This is a genomic window from Phenylobacterium sp. (assembly GCF_041916435.1).
Lineage (GTDB): Bacteria > Pseudomonadota > Alphaproteobacteria > Caulobacterales > Caulobacteraceae > Phenylobacterium.
In genome coordinates this window covers 440022-457683 of the sequence record NZ_JAYRZM010000002.1, presented here as the reverse complement: position 1 = coordinate 457683, position 17662 = coordinate 440022, and the positions used below count along the sequence as shown (strand labels likewise).

Below are 17662 nucleotides of genomic sequence, written 5' to 3'. Positions count from 1 at the left end.
ACAGGCTTAGGCGGCGGTGCGCCGCGTCACCTCGGCGAGTACTTCGATCACGGCGCCGGCGTCTTCCCCGAAGATGCCGGCGACCCCCATCGGATCCAGGTCGGTGAACGGGCTTTCGTAGAGCAGACGGGGGTCCATCTGGCCGCGTTCGGTCAGGTAGTCGATGACCATGCCCAGGAACTCGATCTGGTTCGCCGAAAGCGTCCGCTTGGCCATGAACGAGGCGAAGGCCGCCTTCGCCGCTTCGCGGTCCAGCCCCACCAGCGAGCGCACGAACAAGCCAAGGCCACCGTCGGCCCGCACCCGCTCCAGGTCCTCAGGCTCCGCCACTCTCGCATCGACGAAGATGCGCTCCAGCTCAGCGAGATCCGTGACAGTCAACGGCTCGTTTCGCCGTAGCTTCTGAACGGCGATGTGGTCCTCGTGGTCGCGCAGGAAGTGGCGCGCCTTCATCTTGAAGCGGACCATGTCGGCCCCCGCCCCCACGCCCTTCACCTCAACGGCGTCGCCTGCCCCGATCGCATCTTCGAAGTCGGTGTAGACGATCCCGCGGCGCTTCACCTCGATCAGCTTGATCAGGGCCCGCAGCCGGCGGCGCACGGTCTCCAGCATTGGCGCGGTGACGTCCTGCCAGAAGTCGTCGCCCTGGATCTCCTGGATCAGCGCCAGTTCCCGGGCCACAGCCGGGATGTTCGACATCTCCTCGAGGAGCGCGGCCAGCTCGACGACCTTCTTCTTGAGGCCCGTGAACGCGCTCTCGGCGCGGAGCACGGAGAGCTGGGTGCGCAGGATCAGCGCATCGAACTGCTTGGCCGCAAGATCGTCGTCGGTGACGCTGGTCGGCAAGCCCGCCACCTCGTTCACCAGCTCGGCCTGATCGTCGAGACTGAGGCGCGCCCAGGCGGCCTCGTCGCCGAACTTCTCCACGTAGCGGCGATGGGCGCGGACCAGGAAGTTGTCGAGGCTCATGCCGCCGATCTCGTCGCGCAGCAGTTTGGCCAAGGTCTCGCGCAATCGCGCAGGCGTCCATTCGGCGTCGTCCGGACCGTCGAACACCGCTCCGTCCTCGCCCATGCCGTCGCTCGCCGGGTGCAGCGCGTCGAGGGCGCAGATCAGTTCCACGCGCGCAGCGAAGAGGCGCTTGGAAAGAGAGTCGCCGATCGCGCCGTCCGTCACGTCCGGATTCTGGTTGAAGAACTCGAAGTTCTGACAGAAGTCGAAGACCGAGAAGCTCGTCTTGTGCTGCCCAGGCCCGAACAGGTCGGGACACAGCCGCGTGCCGCGCCCCAGCATCTGCCAGAACTTGGTCTTCGAGCGCACGGCCTTGAAGAAGACGAGGTTCACCACCTCGGGCACGTCGATGCCCGTGTCCAGCATGTCGACCGAGACGGCGATGTGCGGCGGCTTCTCGGGCTGGCTGAAGTCGTCGATCAGGGTCTGCGCGTAGGAGTCGGCCGAGATGATCACGCGGGCGAACGACCCGGCGTAGTGCGGGTAGGCGTCGTCGAACCGTTTTACGATGAACCGCGCATGGTCCTGGTTCTTGGCGAATATAATGGTCTTGCCCAGCCGGTCGCCGTCCGCCACTCGCTGGCCGTGGGTCATCAGGTGCTCCAGCACCTTGTCCACCGTGTCGGCGTTGAACAGCCACTTGTTCAGGGCCGCCGGCTCGACGATGGCCGGGACGGTCCCCTCCTCGTCCCATTCGAGGGCGTCCCACTGCTCCTTCTCATCCTCGGCGAGGTCGTCATATCTGATCCCCTCCCGCTGGAACTTCAGCGGCACCGAGACGGCCACGGGCGGCACGAGGAAGCCGTCGTCGACCGCCTCGTCCAGGCCGTAGGCGTCTGTCGGCACGCCCCGCTGTAGGTCGAACAGGCGATAGGTGTCGCGGTCCACCTCGTCCTTCGGCGTGGCGGTCAGGCCCACCAGCAGGCTGTCGAAGTAGTCGAAGATCGCGCCGTATTTGCGATAGACTGACCGGTGCGCCTCATCGATGACGATCAGATCGAAATGGCCGGGGCCGAACCGCCGCGTCTCCCCATCCCCCTTGTCGATCAGGTTCATCATCGTCGGGTAGGTCGAGACGTAGACGCGGCCGGTCGCGTTCTTGTCCATCAGAAGGTTCACGGGCGAAGCGTCGGGCAGGAACTTGCGGAACGCTCCCACCGCCTGGTTCACCAGAGCCTGGCGGTCGGCCAGGAACAGAATGCGGCGCGCCCAGTTGGCCCGCATCAGGAGGTCGGCGAGCGCGATCACCGTCCGCGTCTTGCCCGAGCCGGTCGCCATCACCAGCAGGGCTCGCCGGGCATGGTCCTTCTCGAACGCCTCGGCCACGCGGCGGATGGCGCGGGTCTGGTAGTAGCGCTCGACGATCGTCCCATCGATCTCGGCCGACGAGAGGGACTTCATCGCCGTGCGCCGACGGATCGCCAGCTCCAGCTCATCCTTGGTCAGGAAGCCCTGGATCGGCCGCGGCGGATAGCGCGTGTCGTCCCAGATCCAGTGCTCGTAGCCGTTGGAGCAGAAGATCACCGGCCGCTGCCCGGTCATCGTCTCAAGGCAGTCAGCGTAGAGCTTGGCCTGCTGCTGGCCGGCGCGGGCGTCCTTGCGCGTGCGCTTGGCCTCGACGACCCCCAGCGGCTTGCCGTCGTCGCCCCACAGTACATAGTCGACGAAGCCCTCGCCCGGCTGGTTGGGCATCCCGGTGACCCGGTACTCGGTGTCATGGCCAGGCCGGGTGAACGTCCAGCCGGATTCGCGCAGGAGCAGGTCGATGAAGAGGTCGCGGGTCGCGGCCTCGCCGTAGTCGTGATGGTCCGGAACCTTCGCGTTGGCGGCCTTGGCCGCCGCCACCTCGGCCTGCAGCCGCGCGATCTCGGCCTCGAGGCGGACGCGGTCCTCCTCGCTGGCCCGCTGCTTGGCTTCCGCCGCCTCGCGCGCTTTCACCGCCTCGACGAAGCGCTGGGCGGCGGCGTTCAGCTGGTCGAGACGTTCGGCTGGCACCGCCCTGTTCATCGGCAGGGCGTCGGCCGAGAAAGCGACGGCGTCCGCCGGCTTGGCGCCCCGCGCATAGGTCCGCGCCAGCCAGTAGGCCAGGTGGAACAGCTCGCGCACCGCGGCGATCCCATCGCCGGGCGGCACGGCCCGGCCGCCCTCGTGCGCGGCCTTGTTGCCCAGGTCCTTGACCACCTTGGCCTTGGCCAGCAGCGCCGGTCCAACCAGGTTGCGGAACGTCGCCTCGTGGATGCGTGCCGACAGCGTCGCCTCGTACGGCGACTTCAGGCTGCTCTCACGCCGGTAGAGCCACTCGACGATCGTCTCCAGCGACAGCCGCGCATAGAAACACGCGCCCCGCGCATCGGTCCGCGCCATGCCTTCCGCCCGCGCCGCGAGGCTATGGACCTCGGGGAATTCGGCGGCGAGGAAGGCGAACTGGGACATCAGGCGGCCGCCTCCCGGTTCAGATTCGGAAAGTGCTCGGCGAAGGCCGCGCGCACCGGCGCCCAGAGCACTGGGTCGAGGGGCCACTTGCAGTTGACGGTGTTGAGCACGGCATAGCCCGCCTCAGCGAGATCGTCGGCCAGCGCCTTCTCCATCGCCCCGACGAGATCCCGCAGCGGCTTGTGCGCGGCCATCAGGACCTCGCGCGTATTCTCGCCGGTCTTGGCGACTTCGTCGTAGAGCGGACCGTGGCCCACGAGATGGAAAGTGCAGGCCTCGAGCGCCACGCCGCGCGCCTCCAGATGCCTGCGCAGGGCGTTCTGGTTCGCCGCCGAGCCCAGGTGCTGGCCCATGCGGGTATAGGGCGCGCTGGCGTGCGGGCTGGAGTTGTCTCCCGTGCGGCCGACATAAAGCAGATCGCCGCGCGGAGCTTCGACCCGCCAGACATAGAGCCAGAACCCGCGACGTAGCATCGGGCCCGGGAGTGTCAGGACGTGGGTCGCGGGAGGCATCGCTCAGAGTTCTCCCCGGAACGCGCGGTGCTGGAGGGAAGCGAAGAGGGCGTCTAGGCGTTCGCTTCTTTCCGTTTGCTTTCCCTGCAACGCCCGTATGTTTCTAACACGCTCGACAAACTCGCTCTGGACAGAAACGGGGGGCACTGGGACCTCCAACTCCCTCAGTCGGCCCATGCTTATGCGCAGGCGTGTTTGACCCTGTATCCTACTGGCCGCCATTCGTGCAGTTGACGGGTGATTGAGGAGCGCTTCGACGTATTCAGGCAGCGCCTTGTCGGGATCACAGCGCATTTGGACGCAGTCCGCTTTGTTCAACGCGATTGGGATGGCTTGAGGTTGGAGGCAAGCACGCAGATTCGGATCGCCTAGAGTGCCTATGAGCACGTCGAAGGGCCTACAGGCGTGCTTCTGAAGGCGCGAAAAGTGCTCGGCGGAAATGTAGGCGCGATCATTGTCGATAAACTCGCCAACGCCAATATTTTGCAGACGTATGACCCGCACGCCGAGCGGGACATAATGTTCACTCTTGAGGTTCGATCCGAACGGGCCATCGGAAAAGATGAGACTGATTGACCCTAGCGTTCTCATTGGCCAGCGCATCGCATTGACTGCGGGATCGCCGATCATAACTTCAAATGCCGATCGCCATAGAGAGTGAGCCTTGACCGATACCAGGTTATCTCTTCGCCTCAGACCATCAACTAGGTCGAGGATCGCCGCGATCCGCCGCTGCTCGCCGAGCGGCGGGAGGGGGATTTCCAGCTCCTCTAGAAAGCTTCGAGGAACTCGGCGCTGGCCCCCACTCCCAGTCATGCGCTTGACGCCCGAAGTCCGGACACGATCTTGCCGCAGGAAGTGCGTCAGATATCTGCCGTCTAACCGACGTTGATCTGGACGCAACACATGAAACTCGGTCGATCCAAAGGCGTGCGCCCTGTCAATAGATGCCTGCGTTATTTTGTTGTTCTCATAGCAGGGCGTGATCTTAGCGACGAGCACATCACCGTCGGTGAAATAGGACAGCCCCGAGCTGACTTCGTTTGCCGGCTTGTACTCCTGGATGCGCATTGAGCCTTGCTCAGACACAGCCGCCATCGGGACGACCGCAACTTCTGTGTCGCTGCCAAGGAGCCCGCGCGGAGTGGGCGGGTTGAGCGTTGCGACGTCTCCCAGCCGCGCGGCGCCGCTGATCACGCCAACATCTCCTCGAGCTTGGCCAACCCGTCGGCGATCTCCGCCTCCAGCACTTTCAACTCGGCGATGATCTCCGCCGGGCTTTCATGCTCGACGGCCTCGTGCACGGTCTCCTTGTAGCGGTTGATCGACAGGTCGTAGGCCCCGTCAGCGGCGATGTCGGCCTTGGGCACGCAGAAGCTTTGGGCCGTACGCGGCCGCTCACGCTCGGCGACGTCGCGCTCGGCCCAGCGCGCCAGAACGTCGGGCAGGTTGTTCTTCGCGTGTTCGGCCTCGGTCAACGCGACCTTGGTGAGCCCGAGCTTCTCGTCCGGCAGCAGCGGCTGGCGCTTGTCGTCGAGCGACAGCCCATCCGCGGTCATGTCGTAGAACCAGACATGGTCGGTGCCGCCGACACCGGTCTTGGTGAAGATCAGGATCGCTGTCGAGACCCCCGCGTAGGGCCGGAAGACGCCCGACGGAAGCGAGATCACGGCGTCCAGCTTGTTGTCCTCCACCAGCAAGCGCCGCAGCTCCTTGTGCGCCTTGGACGAGCCGAACAGCACCCCGTCCGGCACGATCACCGCCGCCCGGCCGCCGGTGCGCAGCAGGCGCAGGAAGAGGGCCAGGAACAGCAGCTCGGTCTTCTTGGTCTTCACCACCTGCTGCAGGTCGCGCGCCGTCTGCTCGAAGTCCAGCGAGCCCGCGAACGGCGGATTGGCGAGGATCAGGCTGTAGCGGTCCTTCTCGCCGGCGATGTCCTCCGAGAGGCTGTCGCGGTACTCCACCACCGGGTTCTCGACCCCGTGCAGGATCATGTTCATCGCCCCGATGCGCAGCATGGTCGGGTCGAAATCGAAGCCGTGGAACGCCTGCTCGTGGAAATGGCGGCGTAGGGCGTCGTCGCGGAACAGCTCAGGGTGATGGTCGCGCAGATATTCGCTGGCCGCCACCAGGAAGCCGCAGGTGCCCGCCGCCGGATCGCAGATCACGTCCCTGGGCGTCGGGGCCATCAGCGCCGTCATCAGTGCGATGATGTGGCGCGGCGTGCGGAACTGGCCGTTCTGGCCGGCGCTGGCGATCTTGCCCAGCATGTACTCGTAGACGTCGCCCTTGGTGTCGCGATCGCCCATCGGCACATGGTCGAGCTTGTCCACGGCCCTGGCCAGCAGGGCCGGCGTGGGGATCTGGAACCGCGCATCGCGCATGCTCTTGGCGAGCGAGCCTTCGGCCGCCACCCTTTCGCGGATGAAGGGGAAGACGTGCTCGTCCACAATCCGGAACATCTCGCGGGGCTCCAGGCCCTTGAAGTTCTTCCAGCGCAGGTTTTCGTAGGGCTCGCCCCGCGGGTCCTCGCCCTCGGGGAAGAAGCGCCGCTCCAGCGGGATCTTGAGGGTGTTGGCCTTGGCCTCCTCGACGTCCTGCAGCTCGTCCAGGCGCTTGATGAAGAGCAGGTAGGTGATCTGCTCGATCACGCTCAGCGGGTTCGACATCCCGCCCGCCCAGAAGTCGTTCCAGATGCTGTCGATCTGACTGCGGATTTCCCCGACCAGCACGCTAAGCCCCCATCACTTCGCCGTTGGCCGAAGCCAGGGCGTTTTCAAACGCATCGCGGTTGGCCACCACCACCGGCGTCTCGGCCGGCGCATCGCCCAGCACATCAAGCCGCAATCTCTTCTTTAAGTAGTAAAGCATGGCTTTGCGCACGGCGAGAACCGCGCTTCCGTTCGGCATGTCATACTCCCAGGCGACGGCGTCCCGCTGGTTCTTGGACAGAGCCGGATTCGGCTCAAGGACGACCGAGAAGGTTTCCCGCCAGTCCTTGTCCGATTCGGCCAGGCGGCCAGCTGGGCCAGGCGAACGCAGCGAGCGCCAACGCGACAGGATGAAGTCCTTGTAGTTGCTATCAAGGTGACAGTAGGCGCGCACGTGCCACCTCAGGCCATCAGTGGCGAAGGCGTGCGGCGTTACGCGACGCCACAGGCTGTCGGGACGCTCGGGGCTCATCGATTGGTAGAGCACCTCGACCGAACCGCCCTCGCGAATGACCGCCAGCAGCTGGCGGAATAGACCAGCGTCGACCTTGCGCGCCGGGATCGGCATGGCCTCGGCGACTGGCAAAGCGCCCAGCCAGGTCTCCTCCGCGCTTAAAACGCCCTCGGCGCGCGCGCGGAGTTGCGAGAGATACCTATCCGGGTTGGGCGCGAGGAATACCGGCTTGAACGCCTCGCTCGCCACGTAGCGCTTGGCGCTGGCGTCGTACGCGAGGTTGTCCGGCGCCAGCTCGCGGTATTGGCTGAGGTCGTTGGACGCTTGCGGCGTCGAGACGCCGAACCGCTCCATGAGATCGGAACGGTTCACGCCGCCTTCCCAGAACGCCCGAAACTCAATGAACTCAAGGCGCTGCTCCGCGCCCCAGCGGATTTTGCCTGTGTCGCGATCGTTGCCCATGAGACTCCAATGAGAATAGAAACTTGACTGGTATATTTTTATGACCCATATCGAAACTATTCTGATTGAGACCGGGGGTCAATCCGGGCCACCGCCGAAGGGAAAAGACAATGTTCTGGATGTCGACCACCGCCGCCGTCGCCGCGCTGCTGAGCTGCGCTCTGGCGATCTATGCATTGATGACGCGCCATACGGGCAAGCCGATGAGCGAGGCGGTCGACAGACTGGACCGACTGGAAGGGGCCCTGCGCGACATGGCGGCCACCGCGCGCGACGACGCGCGACTGGCACGAGAAGACCAGCGTGGCGCAGTCACGACGCTGCAAGCGGCTTTGGAGGGCCGGTTCGCGACCTTTTCCCAGGAGCAGACCGAGCACCTGAAGGCGATGCGTCAGGAGGCCTCCGATGGCCGCGCCAAGCTCGAAGAGTCGGTCAAGCAGTCGAGCGAAACCTTCGCCCGCACCCAAACCACGCGTCTGGCTGAAACCAACCAGGCCATGAAGGAACTCGCCGAGCGCCTCGAGAAGGCCAATGTGACCGCCCGCGAAGCGCAGGAGAAGGCGCTGGGGACCGTGGCGCAACGGGTGCAGGCGCTCACCGAAGCCAACGACAAGAAGCAGGAGTCTATCCGCGAAGCCCTGACCACCAACCTGGGCGAACTGCGCAAGGACAACGAAGCCAAGCTTGAGCAGATGCGCGCCACCGTCGAGGAGAAGCTGCAGGGCACGCTCGAAGCCCGGCTCGGCGAGTCCTTCAAGCAGGTGAGCGAGCGGCTAGAGGCCGTTCACAAAGGCCTCGGCGAAATGCAGACGCTGGCGACCGGCGTCGGCGACCTGAAGCGCGTGCTCACCAATGTGAAGTCGCGCGGCGGCTGGGGTGAGGTGCAGCTAGGCATGCTGCTCGAAGACATGCTGACTCCCGAGCAGTTCGAGAAGAACGTCCGTATCCGCCCCGAGGCGACCGAGATCGTCGAATTCGCTGTGCGTCTGCCCGGCAAGGGCGACGGCGCGCCCGTCTACCTGCCGATCGACGCCAAGTTCCCGCACGAGGACTACGAGCGCCTGCTCATCGCGCAGGAAGCCGGCGCTGTCGACGAGGTCGAGCAGGCCGGCGCAGCCCTGGAGCGGGCGGTACGGGGCCAAGCCCGGACGATTAGCGATAAGTACGTCCACCCGCCCTTCTCGACCGACTTTGCAATTATGTATCTGCCGACTGAGGGGTTGTTCGCCGAGATCATTCGACGCCCGGGCCTTTGCGGCGACCTGCAGACCAAGCATCGCGTGATCGTGACGGGGCCCACCACCCTAACCGCCGTGCTCAACAGCCTACAAATGGGCTTCCGCACCCTCGCGATCGAGAAGCGGTCCAGCGAGGTGTGGCAGGTGCTCGCTGCGGCCAAGGCCGAGTTTGGCCGGTACGCGCAGGTCTGGGACAAGCTGAGCAAGCAGCTGGCGACAGCCCAGAACACCATCAACGACGCTGGCGTCCGAACGCGCGCGCTGGAACGCACGCTGCGCAAGGTGGAACAAGCAGAACTGCCCGCTCCCGACCTCGCCGCCCGCTTCCTTGAGGCTGTCGAGGGCGAATAGGGGGCAACGGCGCGAATATTGCTACCAAGAGTGATATCGAAGCACCGGGTGGTCAATCTGGGATGATCCGAGCATGCAATTCGCAGTGGATAGATAAAACCACCTGATGGCGAAGAGGGAGCGGCAGGGAGTCGAAATTCGCCCTTCGCGAGCGACTTCCCAATTGATTCACTCGCATAGGTAACTATTCGAGCTCACTGCTCGGTATCCTGACGATGATAACCTGAGGTTGGATTGTGACCCGTCCGAACGGGTGAACTGGGGGGCTGACTTGAACGACGCATTGGACCTTATCCTCGGCTGGCTGGAGATCGTCTTCGGCGTACGCTGGGTGGCGCCGTTCCTTTTCGCGCTGCCGATGCTTCTCTGGGCGAGCTTCGTGGGTTTGCAGGAGACGCTGCGAACGTGGCCCTACCAGAGGGCCGTCTCGTCGCGAATTGCCGTGCTTCGTCGCGCTCTGGGCGCTGATCCCGACCCTTCCGCGGAGCGCGCTGCGTTTAGCTCGGCCTTTCCGGAAGTTGCGACGAGCCTGGCTGCGGGCAAACGCACTGACCCGCTCGTTTTAGCGTGGGCGGAGTTCCACGAGTCGATTGTCGATGAGACTGAAACACCGATCCGCAACACAAGCAGGCCGTCTTCATTCTTCTTGCGCGCGGCACCTAAACAAACTCGCCTCGTGTTTTGGTCGAACCTCATGGTCGGCCTAGGCCTCCTTCTGACCTTCATGGGCCTCATTGTGGCCCTTCACACCGCCCGCCAGGGCATGGCCCCCGGCGCACCGCCCGCCGCGATGCAGGAATCCCTGCGGACGCTTCTTGCAGTGGCTGGAGCCAAGTTCTTCACATCGGTCGCTGGAGTCGGGAGTTCGCTGATCCTTCGCGCCGTTGAACGCAACCTCGTCCGCCGGACATCGCATCTGACAGAGGAGCTATGCAGCCTGCTGGAACGGGGGCTGCTCTATGTCCCGCCGCAACGACTCGCGGTGGAGCAGCTGCATGAGCTGCGCGAACAGAGCGCCCAGCTGAAGGTGTTCAACACGGACTTCGCTCTGCAGATCAGCGAGCGGATGGGCGCCCAGTTCCAGCAGGCCATGGCGCCTGTGACGGCATCGCTCTCATCCCTCAATGACAACATCACGGGCATGGGCGACAGCATTCGCGTGGGCCTCGGACAGGGCGCAGCGGACGCGATCTCACAAGCAACGGGGGGCGAACTTCGCGCCCTTGGCCAGACCCTGGGCACGCTCGGCGAGCGCCTTGACGCGCTCAGCGCCTCAGTCGGCAGCTCCGGTGATCATGCAGCGTCGCAAATCCGCGCGGCCGGCACCGACTTCGCCCAGGCAGCCGCCGACATTAGAAGTGCCTTTGAACACCTGACCAGCCAGGTCGATGGACTTGGGGGCAAGCTCGCCGAGCAGGGCGAGGCGTCAGCAAGAGCGCAGGACGAAGCGCTGGGCAAGGTGCTGAAGGGCCTTGAGGAGGCGCAGGCCGAATCGAATGAAGCCATGAAGAGGGCGGTGCAGGCCCTGCAGCTCGCCGGGGCACAGGCCGCGACAACGCTTCAGCAGGGCGTCTCAGAAGCCCTGGCGAAAGGCGTCGCCGAAAGTCAGCGGACGTTCGAGCACGCCCTGCAGGACAGTGGCGAGTCGCTACGCAGCGCTGCCACAGGCCTTGCGCGCGCAGTTGGAGAGGCCGCAGAGCAAATCGAACGCTCACGCGATGGCTTTGTGAAGAGCGGCGAGAGCGCATCGCGAACGGCCGAAGCAATGGCGGAAGTGGCCGGACAATCACGGACCGTCGCTAGCACGATCGGCGAGGCTGCTCGCGGCTTCACGGCCGCAGCTGCCCCGGTTGCCCAAGCCGTGCAGGCGGTGAACGACGCCGCAGGCCGAATTTCGCGCTCCATTGAAGCCAACCAGCGCACAGAGAGTGAAGCGCTCACCGGTCTCAAGGATCTTGTTGAAGGCGTCCGTAGCACGCAGGCCGCAGCCACGAGCGCCTGGGAAGACTACCGTGCAAGATTCGAACGCGTAGATCGAGATCTGGAAGCCGTAGCAGTCCGCCTCGGGGAAACGCTGGGCGACAGCTTCGATGAGTTTCGGCGCTTCGCCCAACAGTTCGACGCTGAGTTGGCGAATGCCGTCAGCAAGCTTTCTGGGTCGCTTACTCAGATCGAGGAGTACGCAGGCGCGCTCGACGAATACGTCGACCTCGCGCGGAAAACCCCGGAGGCGGCCGAATGACCTTCGACGAACCGCACGAAGCAGATATTGAAGAAGAAAACTACTTTGTGTCCATGACCGACATGATGGTCGGTCTAGTTTTTATCTTCATCATCCTGCTTATGTACTATGTCCTTCAGTTCAGAGACGTGACCGAGCAGCTGTCTGGAGCCGATCGCACCCGGACGGAAATTCTGCATAAGCTACAGAAGACACTGAAGGAAAACGGCGTCATCGTCTCAATCGACACTCAGAATGGCGTCCTGCGTCTTCCGGACGCCATTTTGTTCGACAGCGCAAGGGCGGAGCTGAAGCCCGAAGGCCTCACAGCTGTCGGCCATCTTGCCGATGCGCTCGCTGACGTCCTGCCCTGCTACACCGATCTGACGGGAGGTTCCGCGCAGCGGCCTGCGCGCTGTCCACCGGACAACCACCACCGTATCGAAGCGCTCTATGTCGAAGGCCATACCGACGCCGACGCCCTGAAGGGGGCCGGCATGCTTCGCGACAACTGGGACCTTTCGGCGCTCCGCGCAACGAACACCTATCGTGCGCTCACCTCGCTGCGCCCCGCCCTGGCCGCCGAGTGTTCGCTAAACCGAAACGGGGATTGTGAGCCGGTCCTAAGCGTCAGCGGTTACGGCCCGCAGCGTCTGATAGATCGGGGCCCGACTGACGAGGACAAGCGCAGAAATCGGCGCATCGATCTTCGTCTGATCATGGTCACTCCGGATTCGGGGGCCACCGCCGGGGCTCTGAGACAGCGGCTGGAGGCGCAATGAAGGGCCTGGCCGCACTTCTCGCGCAACCTGACCGTCTGCTCAGGCGCCTGGCGGCTTCAGCGCCGGAACCGCTCGCGATGCACCGCGCCGCCCGCAAGATCGAAGCGGAAGCATCGGACGGACCGTCGAGCGTGGACGTCGCGGCTCTGCAGAGCCTGGTCGCCCTGGCGGTCAGCGAAGACCGTCTCGCGTCGCTGTCCCGGCGCGACCTTCGCGAGACCTGCCGCGCGTTTCTTCAACCGCCGCATCCTCCCGGTCGCGACCGCAGGCTCAGCCTTCCGATCATCGCTGAAGTGGAGCGTCTGCAAAGGCGCGCGGCGTTCCTCGCCCTGATCGACGTCTATCTCGACCGCTTTTCGCCTGATGACACCGATGTGGCCTTTCTCGGAAAGCGACTGGAAGGCCTGAGCTCCCGATGGCCCTGGCGCGACACCGACGCATGGCCCCAGCGCGCGCGACAGTACCTGATCTTTGATGCGGCTCGGGCGCCAGAGCGTCTGACCCGAGCGGTGATGGACTCAGCCGAGCCGCCGCAATCGATCCTGCAGTCCGCCGGCCTGCAATCAGAGGGAAGGCTACGCGGCGGTCTGGCTGAAGCGGCCTTCAGGCTCGGGTGCATCAGCGTCCAGGGCAAGAAGGAATCCAGAGCGACGCCGCTTCAGACGCGGCTGATCGCCTGGTCGCGCCTTGGGGGGAGCGCATACGCCTATCCGCGCGCATGGACTGAATTCGCCGGTGCCCTCTTCCGGCCCTGGGAGACCAACGAGCCAAAGGGGGAACACAAGGCCACTCTGCTGGACGCGGCGATTTCCTACGCCGGTGACCCGCGTGTCCAGCCTGCCCGCTGGTCGGTGGTCAGGGCGCAGGCTCCAGACGCCTACGACGTCATTGTCAGGTGGCTCACAAAGGCTTCCGTCGAACAGTTCTTCGACATTGTCGCTGAGACGACCGACCGACCGGACATGTGGGCGGAACGCCGCGAATTCTGGGAGAGGTACCTGCACGCGGACCACATCTCGGCCGCCTGGGTGGCCTTCGGCGCGGACGGGGCCTGGCGGGCCGAGCAGGCGGCCAGCCGCAGCAATGATACCGGGCTGTCAATGTTTGGCCGGCTGGCGTCTGGCGGAAGTCGCACGGCCGAACATGCGGCGCTGATCATGAAGATTGGCGATCTCACGGTAGTGGAGTGGAGCCATAACGGCCGCTGGAACATGTGGCGGCACGGGGATCGCGGACACCCGGCTCTCTTCCGACACAACAGTCGCCGCAGACCCGACTACGAACCGCGTGAACTAATGAATGCGCCATTGTGGGGAGCGCACCAAGGCGACTGGCGCTGGAAGGTTCGCGAGCTGATCCGCCATGAAACTGGGGTGACTGTATGAGCGGCTGGTTTGGGCGACGCAGAAAAAGCGGCTCTGAGGCGACGTTCCGGCACGCCGCTGAAGGCGATCAGCTTGTCGTCTGGCTCGAAGACAACGGCAGACGCGTCCCGACTAGCGACTGGGTTTCAGCAAAGCCCGAGGTCGCCTCAGCCCTCACCCTCCTGCAGCTGGAGTCTGAGGAGGATGCCGGCGAGGATGAATCTTCATGCGAATTTCGCGCAGATGACGTTTGGCTGCCTCCGCAGCTCGTCGCACGCCTGGACGCCGCGACCGCTGCGATACTGTCGCTGCCCCCTGCGACCAGTCTGGCGCTGGAGTTGAAGCCCCAGGGCATCATCTCCAATCCCGATTTCACGCTCGCTGCGCGTTGGATTCGCCCGGGCGGACAGCCGGTTCGAGCCGAGCTTCAGGGGGCGATCCTGAAGAGCTCGGACGGCGTCAGTCGCGTTCCCGAACCGCTCTGGTCGCTCTGGAGGTCGGCGCAGCCACTGCTGCAGCCGCACGACGCCTCAGAACGGTTTCGCGCGTTGGCGGAGCTTCGGCGCCACTGGCCGGAAGACCCCCGCGCGCCCGTCGAGTCAGAAAGCTACCTGCGGGACCTGCGGGTCCACTATGCGTCGAGCGCATCGCTCAAGCTGAATGCCCTGACCCCGGAACAGACGGACTTCGATCCGGTCCTCTTCGGCGCCCACAGCCTTGCTGAGGCGCAGGAAGACGGCCACGCGCCGGACGAGGAGCTTGACAGCGTCCTTGCGCCCTCGACGCAGAACCTCTTCGCCTCAGACCGCTTCAGGCGCGAGCCCGATGCGCGGCCGGTCTATGTCCTGCGCGATGGGGAGTACATCTACATCGATCCTGCGCTTCGTCCCGTGCTCGGGGAGATCCGCAGGATGCAGGACAGGCCGGAAGCCGAACGAAGGGCTTTCGTACTGAACCCGCGGCAGGTTCTCAGAGAGCGGCTTGGCGAAGCTCTCGCGGAGACCTGCGACCTGGACGTGCTCTTCGTCGAAACCGAACAGTTCTCCAGCCGCGTCGCGGGAGTCGACGTCTGGCGCGCGCAGGTGCTTCCCTGGCTCACGCCACTCGGCAAGAATCAGTGGATCCCGGAAAGGTTCGGACTTCGCGTCGGCGACGACTACTTCGTCGTCCCGCCGGACAACATCGTTCCGCTGATCAAGCGCGCCGAGGGCGCGGCGGAAGCGGGCCAGACGACATTTGATGTGGGGGGGCTGCTCGAGCCGCCCCCCGGTCAGACAGCGCCGGCTCCCACTGCGCTGCCGGCGACAGATCAGACGCTTCGATCGATCCGGGCACTTGCCCCATTCGCCGGCGGCGTCGCGCCTGACGGGGAAGAGGCGGGCGCGGCGACCGACGACCCGCGCTACCCGGACGGCAAGCTGTTTCTGGTCGTGCGGGAGAACTTTGAAGAGGTCGAGTTTGCGCCCGTGTCGGGGGAGGCGGCCGTTGATTTCAGGCCGATCGATCCCCCCGAGCGGCTACATACGCAGCTGAAAGAGCATCAGCTGCTGGGGCTCAACTGGCTTGCCGAATGCGTCGTTGCAGGTCGCCCAGGCGCGCTTCTGGCCGACGACATGGGCCTGGGCAAGACGCTGCAGGCCATCGCCTTCATGGCCTGGCTCCAGGACGAGGCGTCTCAGGGGCGACGCGAGTCTGCGCCCTTCCTGATCGTGGCGCCGACAGCGCTTCTGGGCACCTGGCGCGACGAAATCGTCAAGCATCTTGATCTGCCGCGACTGGGCCCTCTGGTCCCGGCATTTGGCGCCAACCTCAAGGTGCTTCGGGAAGACAGCGGTCTGAGCGCCCGCGACATTGAAACGGGCCGCGCCGCCCTGCGCGGCGAGGCCTGGCGCGACGCAGGCGTCGTTCTCACCACCTACGAAACCATGCGCGACTATCACTTCAGCTTCGCGCGGACCCGCTTTGGCCTCGTCATCTATGACGAGATTCAGAAGCTCAAGAATCCGACGAGCCAGATGACCCGCGCGGCCAGGGCGCTCAACTCCAGCTTCACACTGGGGATGACCGGCACGCCCGTGGAAAACCGCCTGCAGGACCTCTGGTCGCTCATGGACGTCATCGCGCCGGGCCTGCTTGGCGCCAGCCGCGACTTCGAAGCCAGACATCCGGCGAATGATCCGGAGGCCCTGCGCCGCCTGAAGGCGCAGATGATGGACAGCGCACCAGGACGGCCGGCCTACATGCTGCGGCGGCTGAAGGCGGATGAGCTCGAAGGCCTTCCGCAAAAGCATATCACCACGTTCGCGGTGGAGATGCCCGAGGTCCAGGCGGACGCCTACCGGGACGTGGTCGTTCGCGCCGCAGCAGGCGCGTCCGCAGGCACCATTGGCAGGGGCGGGATGCTGTCGACCCTCGCCGAGATGCGCGGCATCTCCCTGCACCCCCAGGATCCGCGTCAGGCGCCGACCGATCTGGAAGCCTATGCTCAGGATTCAGCACGTCTTTCCAAGACACTGGAGATCCTAACGGAGATTTCGGCGAAGGGGGAGAAGGCCCTCATCTTCGTCGAGGACCTGGCGATGCAGGAGCGCCTGGCCGGCCTCATCAGGGATCGCTTTCGTCTGGCCGAACTGCCCGCCCGTATCCATGGCGGCGTACCGGGACCAAGGCGACAGGCGCTTGTGACGGCGTTTCAGCAGCGTCGCCCTGGGTTCGACGTCATGATCCTGTCCCCAAAGGCCGGCGGCGTGGGGCTGACGCTGACCGCCGCCAACCACGTGATCCACCTGTCGAGATGGTGGAATCCGGCCGTGGAGGACCAGGCCACCGACCGCGTCTTTCGCATTGGCCAGACCCGAGACGTGCATGTGCATGTTCCGATGGCCGTGCACCCCGATCCGGCGATCCGGGAGTCCAGCTTCGACCTGCGCCTGAACGCCCTGATAGAGCGTAAGCGTCAGCTCACCCGAGATCTCTTCCTGCCGCCGGAACCCAGTGACGCCGATCTGGCCGGACTTTTCCGTGAGGTCTCCCTTGGACCGGACGAAGACGCGGCGACGCCTGAGACCACCGACGCATCTGAGACGGCTCCGGTCGAGGTCGCTGAGCGCAGCGATGTCGAAAGCGCCCCTGCCCGGGCGACAATGCACCTTCCCAGGCCGCTTGAGCAGACTGGCGTACGCTTCTGGAACGTCCGCGCCGGCGAGCCCCGTCCCCTGGAGGAGATCATCGACCTCTTCGGCGGCCGCGACATCGAACAGATTGAGATCCGGGATCCCTACGCGCTCTGCCACACCAATGCGCGGCGGGCGCAGGTTGAATTCATCGCCAGGCTTAAGGGCGTCTGCCGGACCTTCGAGGCCGCCGTGCTGGAGTACGCGCCAGACGCGGACGGCGATCTCCCCGAGCCTGCCGCCCGGCGCGACATCGGCGAGCTGTTCAGCCGGTTTGTGCCTGACCATGCGCCCAGGCTCGTTTTGCGCCGTCGGGACAGGCGTGGGCGCAATGATGACTTCCATGACCGGACCATCGAAGTGTCTGTCCGCCATGCTGGCGGGGCGGTTCGGCGACATCTCCTGTCGATCGGCCGCGGGGCGGAGGCGCTGTTCAACGACCGCTGGCAGTGCACGGTGACCTACGTACCGCCCAGCCACCTGGAATAGGCTCATGTAGCTTGCCCTCGCATCTTCGCCCCGAGGACGGGGGTCTCCACTGGCGAAGTAAATCTCGACCAAAAGGAACCAGAACGAGTTTCACTCCTGCCCGGGGAGCCATCGCGTTCGGCGATTTTCCCAGTAAATACAATCTGTTATAGAGATACCGGCAAACGCAAGTGGCGGTGTTGGTGGCGGTAGAGGTCAAAGTTTCCCGCGCATTCCCGCCGGCTGAGCACGAAAGACGACCATGTCGTTGATTTTATTCCGCTTCCCCCTCCCCCACGGACACGTCATCGCAGGCGCCGCGGGCTGCACGGTAGACCCTTCGGACTCCGGCGCCACTGAACACAGCCTCGCAGAGAACACCTGATCAGGGTGTTTTCTAAATCGACACATCCAACTGTTTTTCCTATTCTTTTTGTTTGTCCGAGTTTGATCGGGTGGCGGTATTGTGGGCGGTAGCACGC

The 17662-nt window shown here is 64.8% G+C and carries 10 protein-coding genes; 5 read left to right on the top strand and 5 right to left on the bottom strand.

The annotated features are described in order from the left end of the window. Positions 1-6: 6 nt before the first annotated feature. From ACE3TA_RS07075 to ACE3TA_RS07055, 5 genes are read right to left on the bottom strand one after another with little or no spacing between them, the layout of a single operon-like run. A complete protein-coding gene (locus tag ACE3TA_RS07075; RefSeq protein WP_374571956.1) occupies positions 7-3444 on the bottom strand; it encodes a DEAD/DEAH box helicase family protein in 3438 nt (1145 codons plus the stop codon). After that, a complete protein-coding gene (locus tag ACE3TA_RS07070; RefSeq protein WP_374571954.1) occupies positions 3444-3917 on the bottom strand; it encodes a hypothetical protein in 474 nt (157 codons plus the stop codon). The genes ACE3TA_RS07075 and ACE3TA_RS07070 overlap by 1 nt, the downstream gene beginning before the upstream one ends. Before the next feature lie 42 nt (positions 3918-3959). Beyond that, entirely contained in the window at positions 3960-5153 is a 1194-nt protein-coding gene (locus ACE3TA_RS07065) for a restriction endonuclease subunit S (RefSeq protein WP_374571952.1), read from the bottom strand. Continuing rightward, the gene (locus ACE3TA_RS07060) at positions 5150-6688 is read right to left on the bottom strand and encodes an N-6 DNA methylase (RefSeq protein ID WP_374571950.1); all 1539 of its coding nucleotides are present in this window, start codon (positions 6686-6688) and stop codon (positions 5150-5152) included. Before ACE3TA_RS07060 ends, ACE3TA_RS07065 begins: the two co-directional genes overlap by 4 nt. A gap of 1 nt (position 6689) precedes the next feature. Beyond that, positions 6690-7583, bottom strand: coding sequence for a WYL domain-containing protein (locus ACE3TA_RS07055; RefSeq protein WP_374571948.1), 894 nt, complete (start codon positions 7581-7583; stop codon positions 6690-6692). A 119-nt stretch (positions 7584-7702) separates the two neighbouring features. Here ACE3TA_RS07055 and rmuC point away from each other — a divergent pair, with 119 nt between their 5' ends. The 5 genes from rmuC to ACE3TA_RS07030 all read left to right on the top strand — a co-directional run bounded on the left by rmuC (position 7703) and on the right by ACE3TA_RS07030 (position 17201). Beyond that, positions 7703-9172 carry a DNA recombination protein RmuC gene (rmuC, locus tag ACE3TA_RS07050; protein ID WP_374571946.1) on the top strand — a complete coding sequence of 490 codons (1470 nt, stop codon included), beginning with the start codon at positions 7703-7705 and terminating at the stop codon, positions 9170-9172. A 271-nt stretch (positions 9173-9443) separates the two neighbouring features. Then, positions 9444-11414 carry an anti-phage ZorAB system protein ZorA gene (gene zorA / locus ACE3TA_RS07045; protein WP_374571944.1) on the top strand — a complete coding sequence of 657 codons (1971 nt, stop codon included), beginning with the start codon at positions 9444-9446 and terminating at the stop codon, positions 11412-11414. After that, positions 11411-12175: a flagellar motor protein MotB gene (locus ACE3TA_RS07040; RefSeq protein ID WP_374571942.1), complete on the top strand. Its 765-nt coding sequence runs from the start codon at positions 11411-11413 to the stop codon at positions 12173-12175. The genes zorA and ACE3TA_RS07040 overlap by 4 nt, the downstream gene beginning before the upstream one ends. Beyond that, positions 12172-13560, top strand: a complete 1389-nt coding sequence (locus ACE3TA_RS07035) for an EH signature domain-containing protein (protein ID WP_374571940.1) — start codon at positions 12172-12174, stop codon at positions 13558-13560. The genes ACE3TA_RS07040 and ACE3TA_RS07035 overlap by 4 nt, the downstream gene beginning before the upstream one ends. Next, positions 13557-17201, top strand: a complete 3645-nt coding sequence (locus ACE3TA_RS07030) for a DEAD/DEAH box helicase (protein ID WP_374571938.1) — start codon at positions 13557-13559, stop codon at positions 17199-17201. Before ACE3TA_RS07035 ends, ACE3TA_RS07030 begins: the two co-directional genes overlap by 4 nt. The last annotated feature ends 461 nt before the right edge of the window (positions 17202-17662 follow it).

What these genes read in the sequence shown, in the direction of transcription:
- ACE3TA_RS07070 (WP_374571954.1), bottom strand. Translation starts at nt 3,917, where the DNA reads ATGCTACGTCGCGGGTTCTGGCTCTATGTCTGGCGGGTCGAAGCTCCG.
- ACE3TA_RS07030 (WP_374571938.1), top strand. Translation starts at nt 13,557, where the DNA reads ATGAGCGGCTGGTTTGGGCGACGCAGAAAAAGCGGCTCTGAGGCGACG.
- ACE3TA_RS07055 (WP_374571948.1), bottom strand. Translation starts at nt 7,583, where the DNA reads ATGGGCAACGATCGCGACACAGGCAAAATCCGCTGGGGCGCGGAGCAG.
- ACE3TA_RS07035 (WP_374571940.1), top strand. Translation starts at nt 12,172, where the DNA reads ATGAAGGGCCTGGCCGCACTTCTCGCGCAACCTGACCGTCTGCTCAGG.
- ACE3TA_RS07040 (WP_374571942.1), top strand. Translation starts at nt 11,411, where the DNA reads ATGACCTTCGACGAACCGCACGAAGCAGATATTGAAGAAGAAAACTAC.
- rmuC (WP_374571946.1), top strand. Translation starts at nt 7,703, where the DNA reads ATGTCGACCACCGCCGCCGTCGCCGCGCTGCTGAGCTGCGCTCTGGCG.
- ACE3TA_RS07075 (WP_374571956.1), bottom strand. Translation starts at nt 3,444, where the DNA reads ATGTCCCAGTTCGCCTTCCTCGCCGCCGAATTCCCCGAGGTCCATAGC.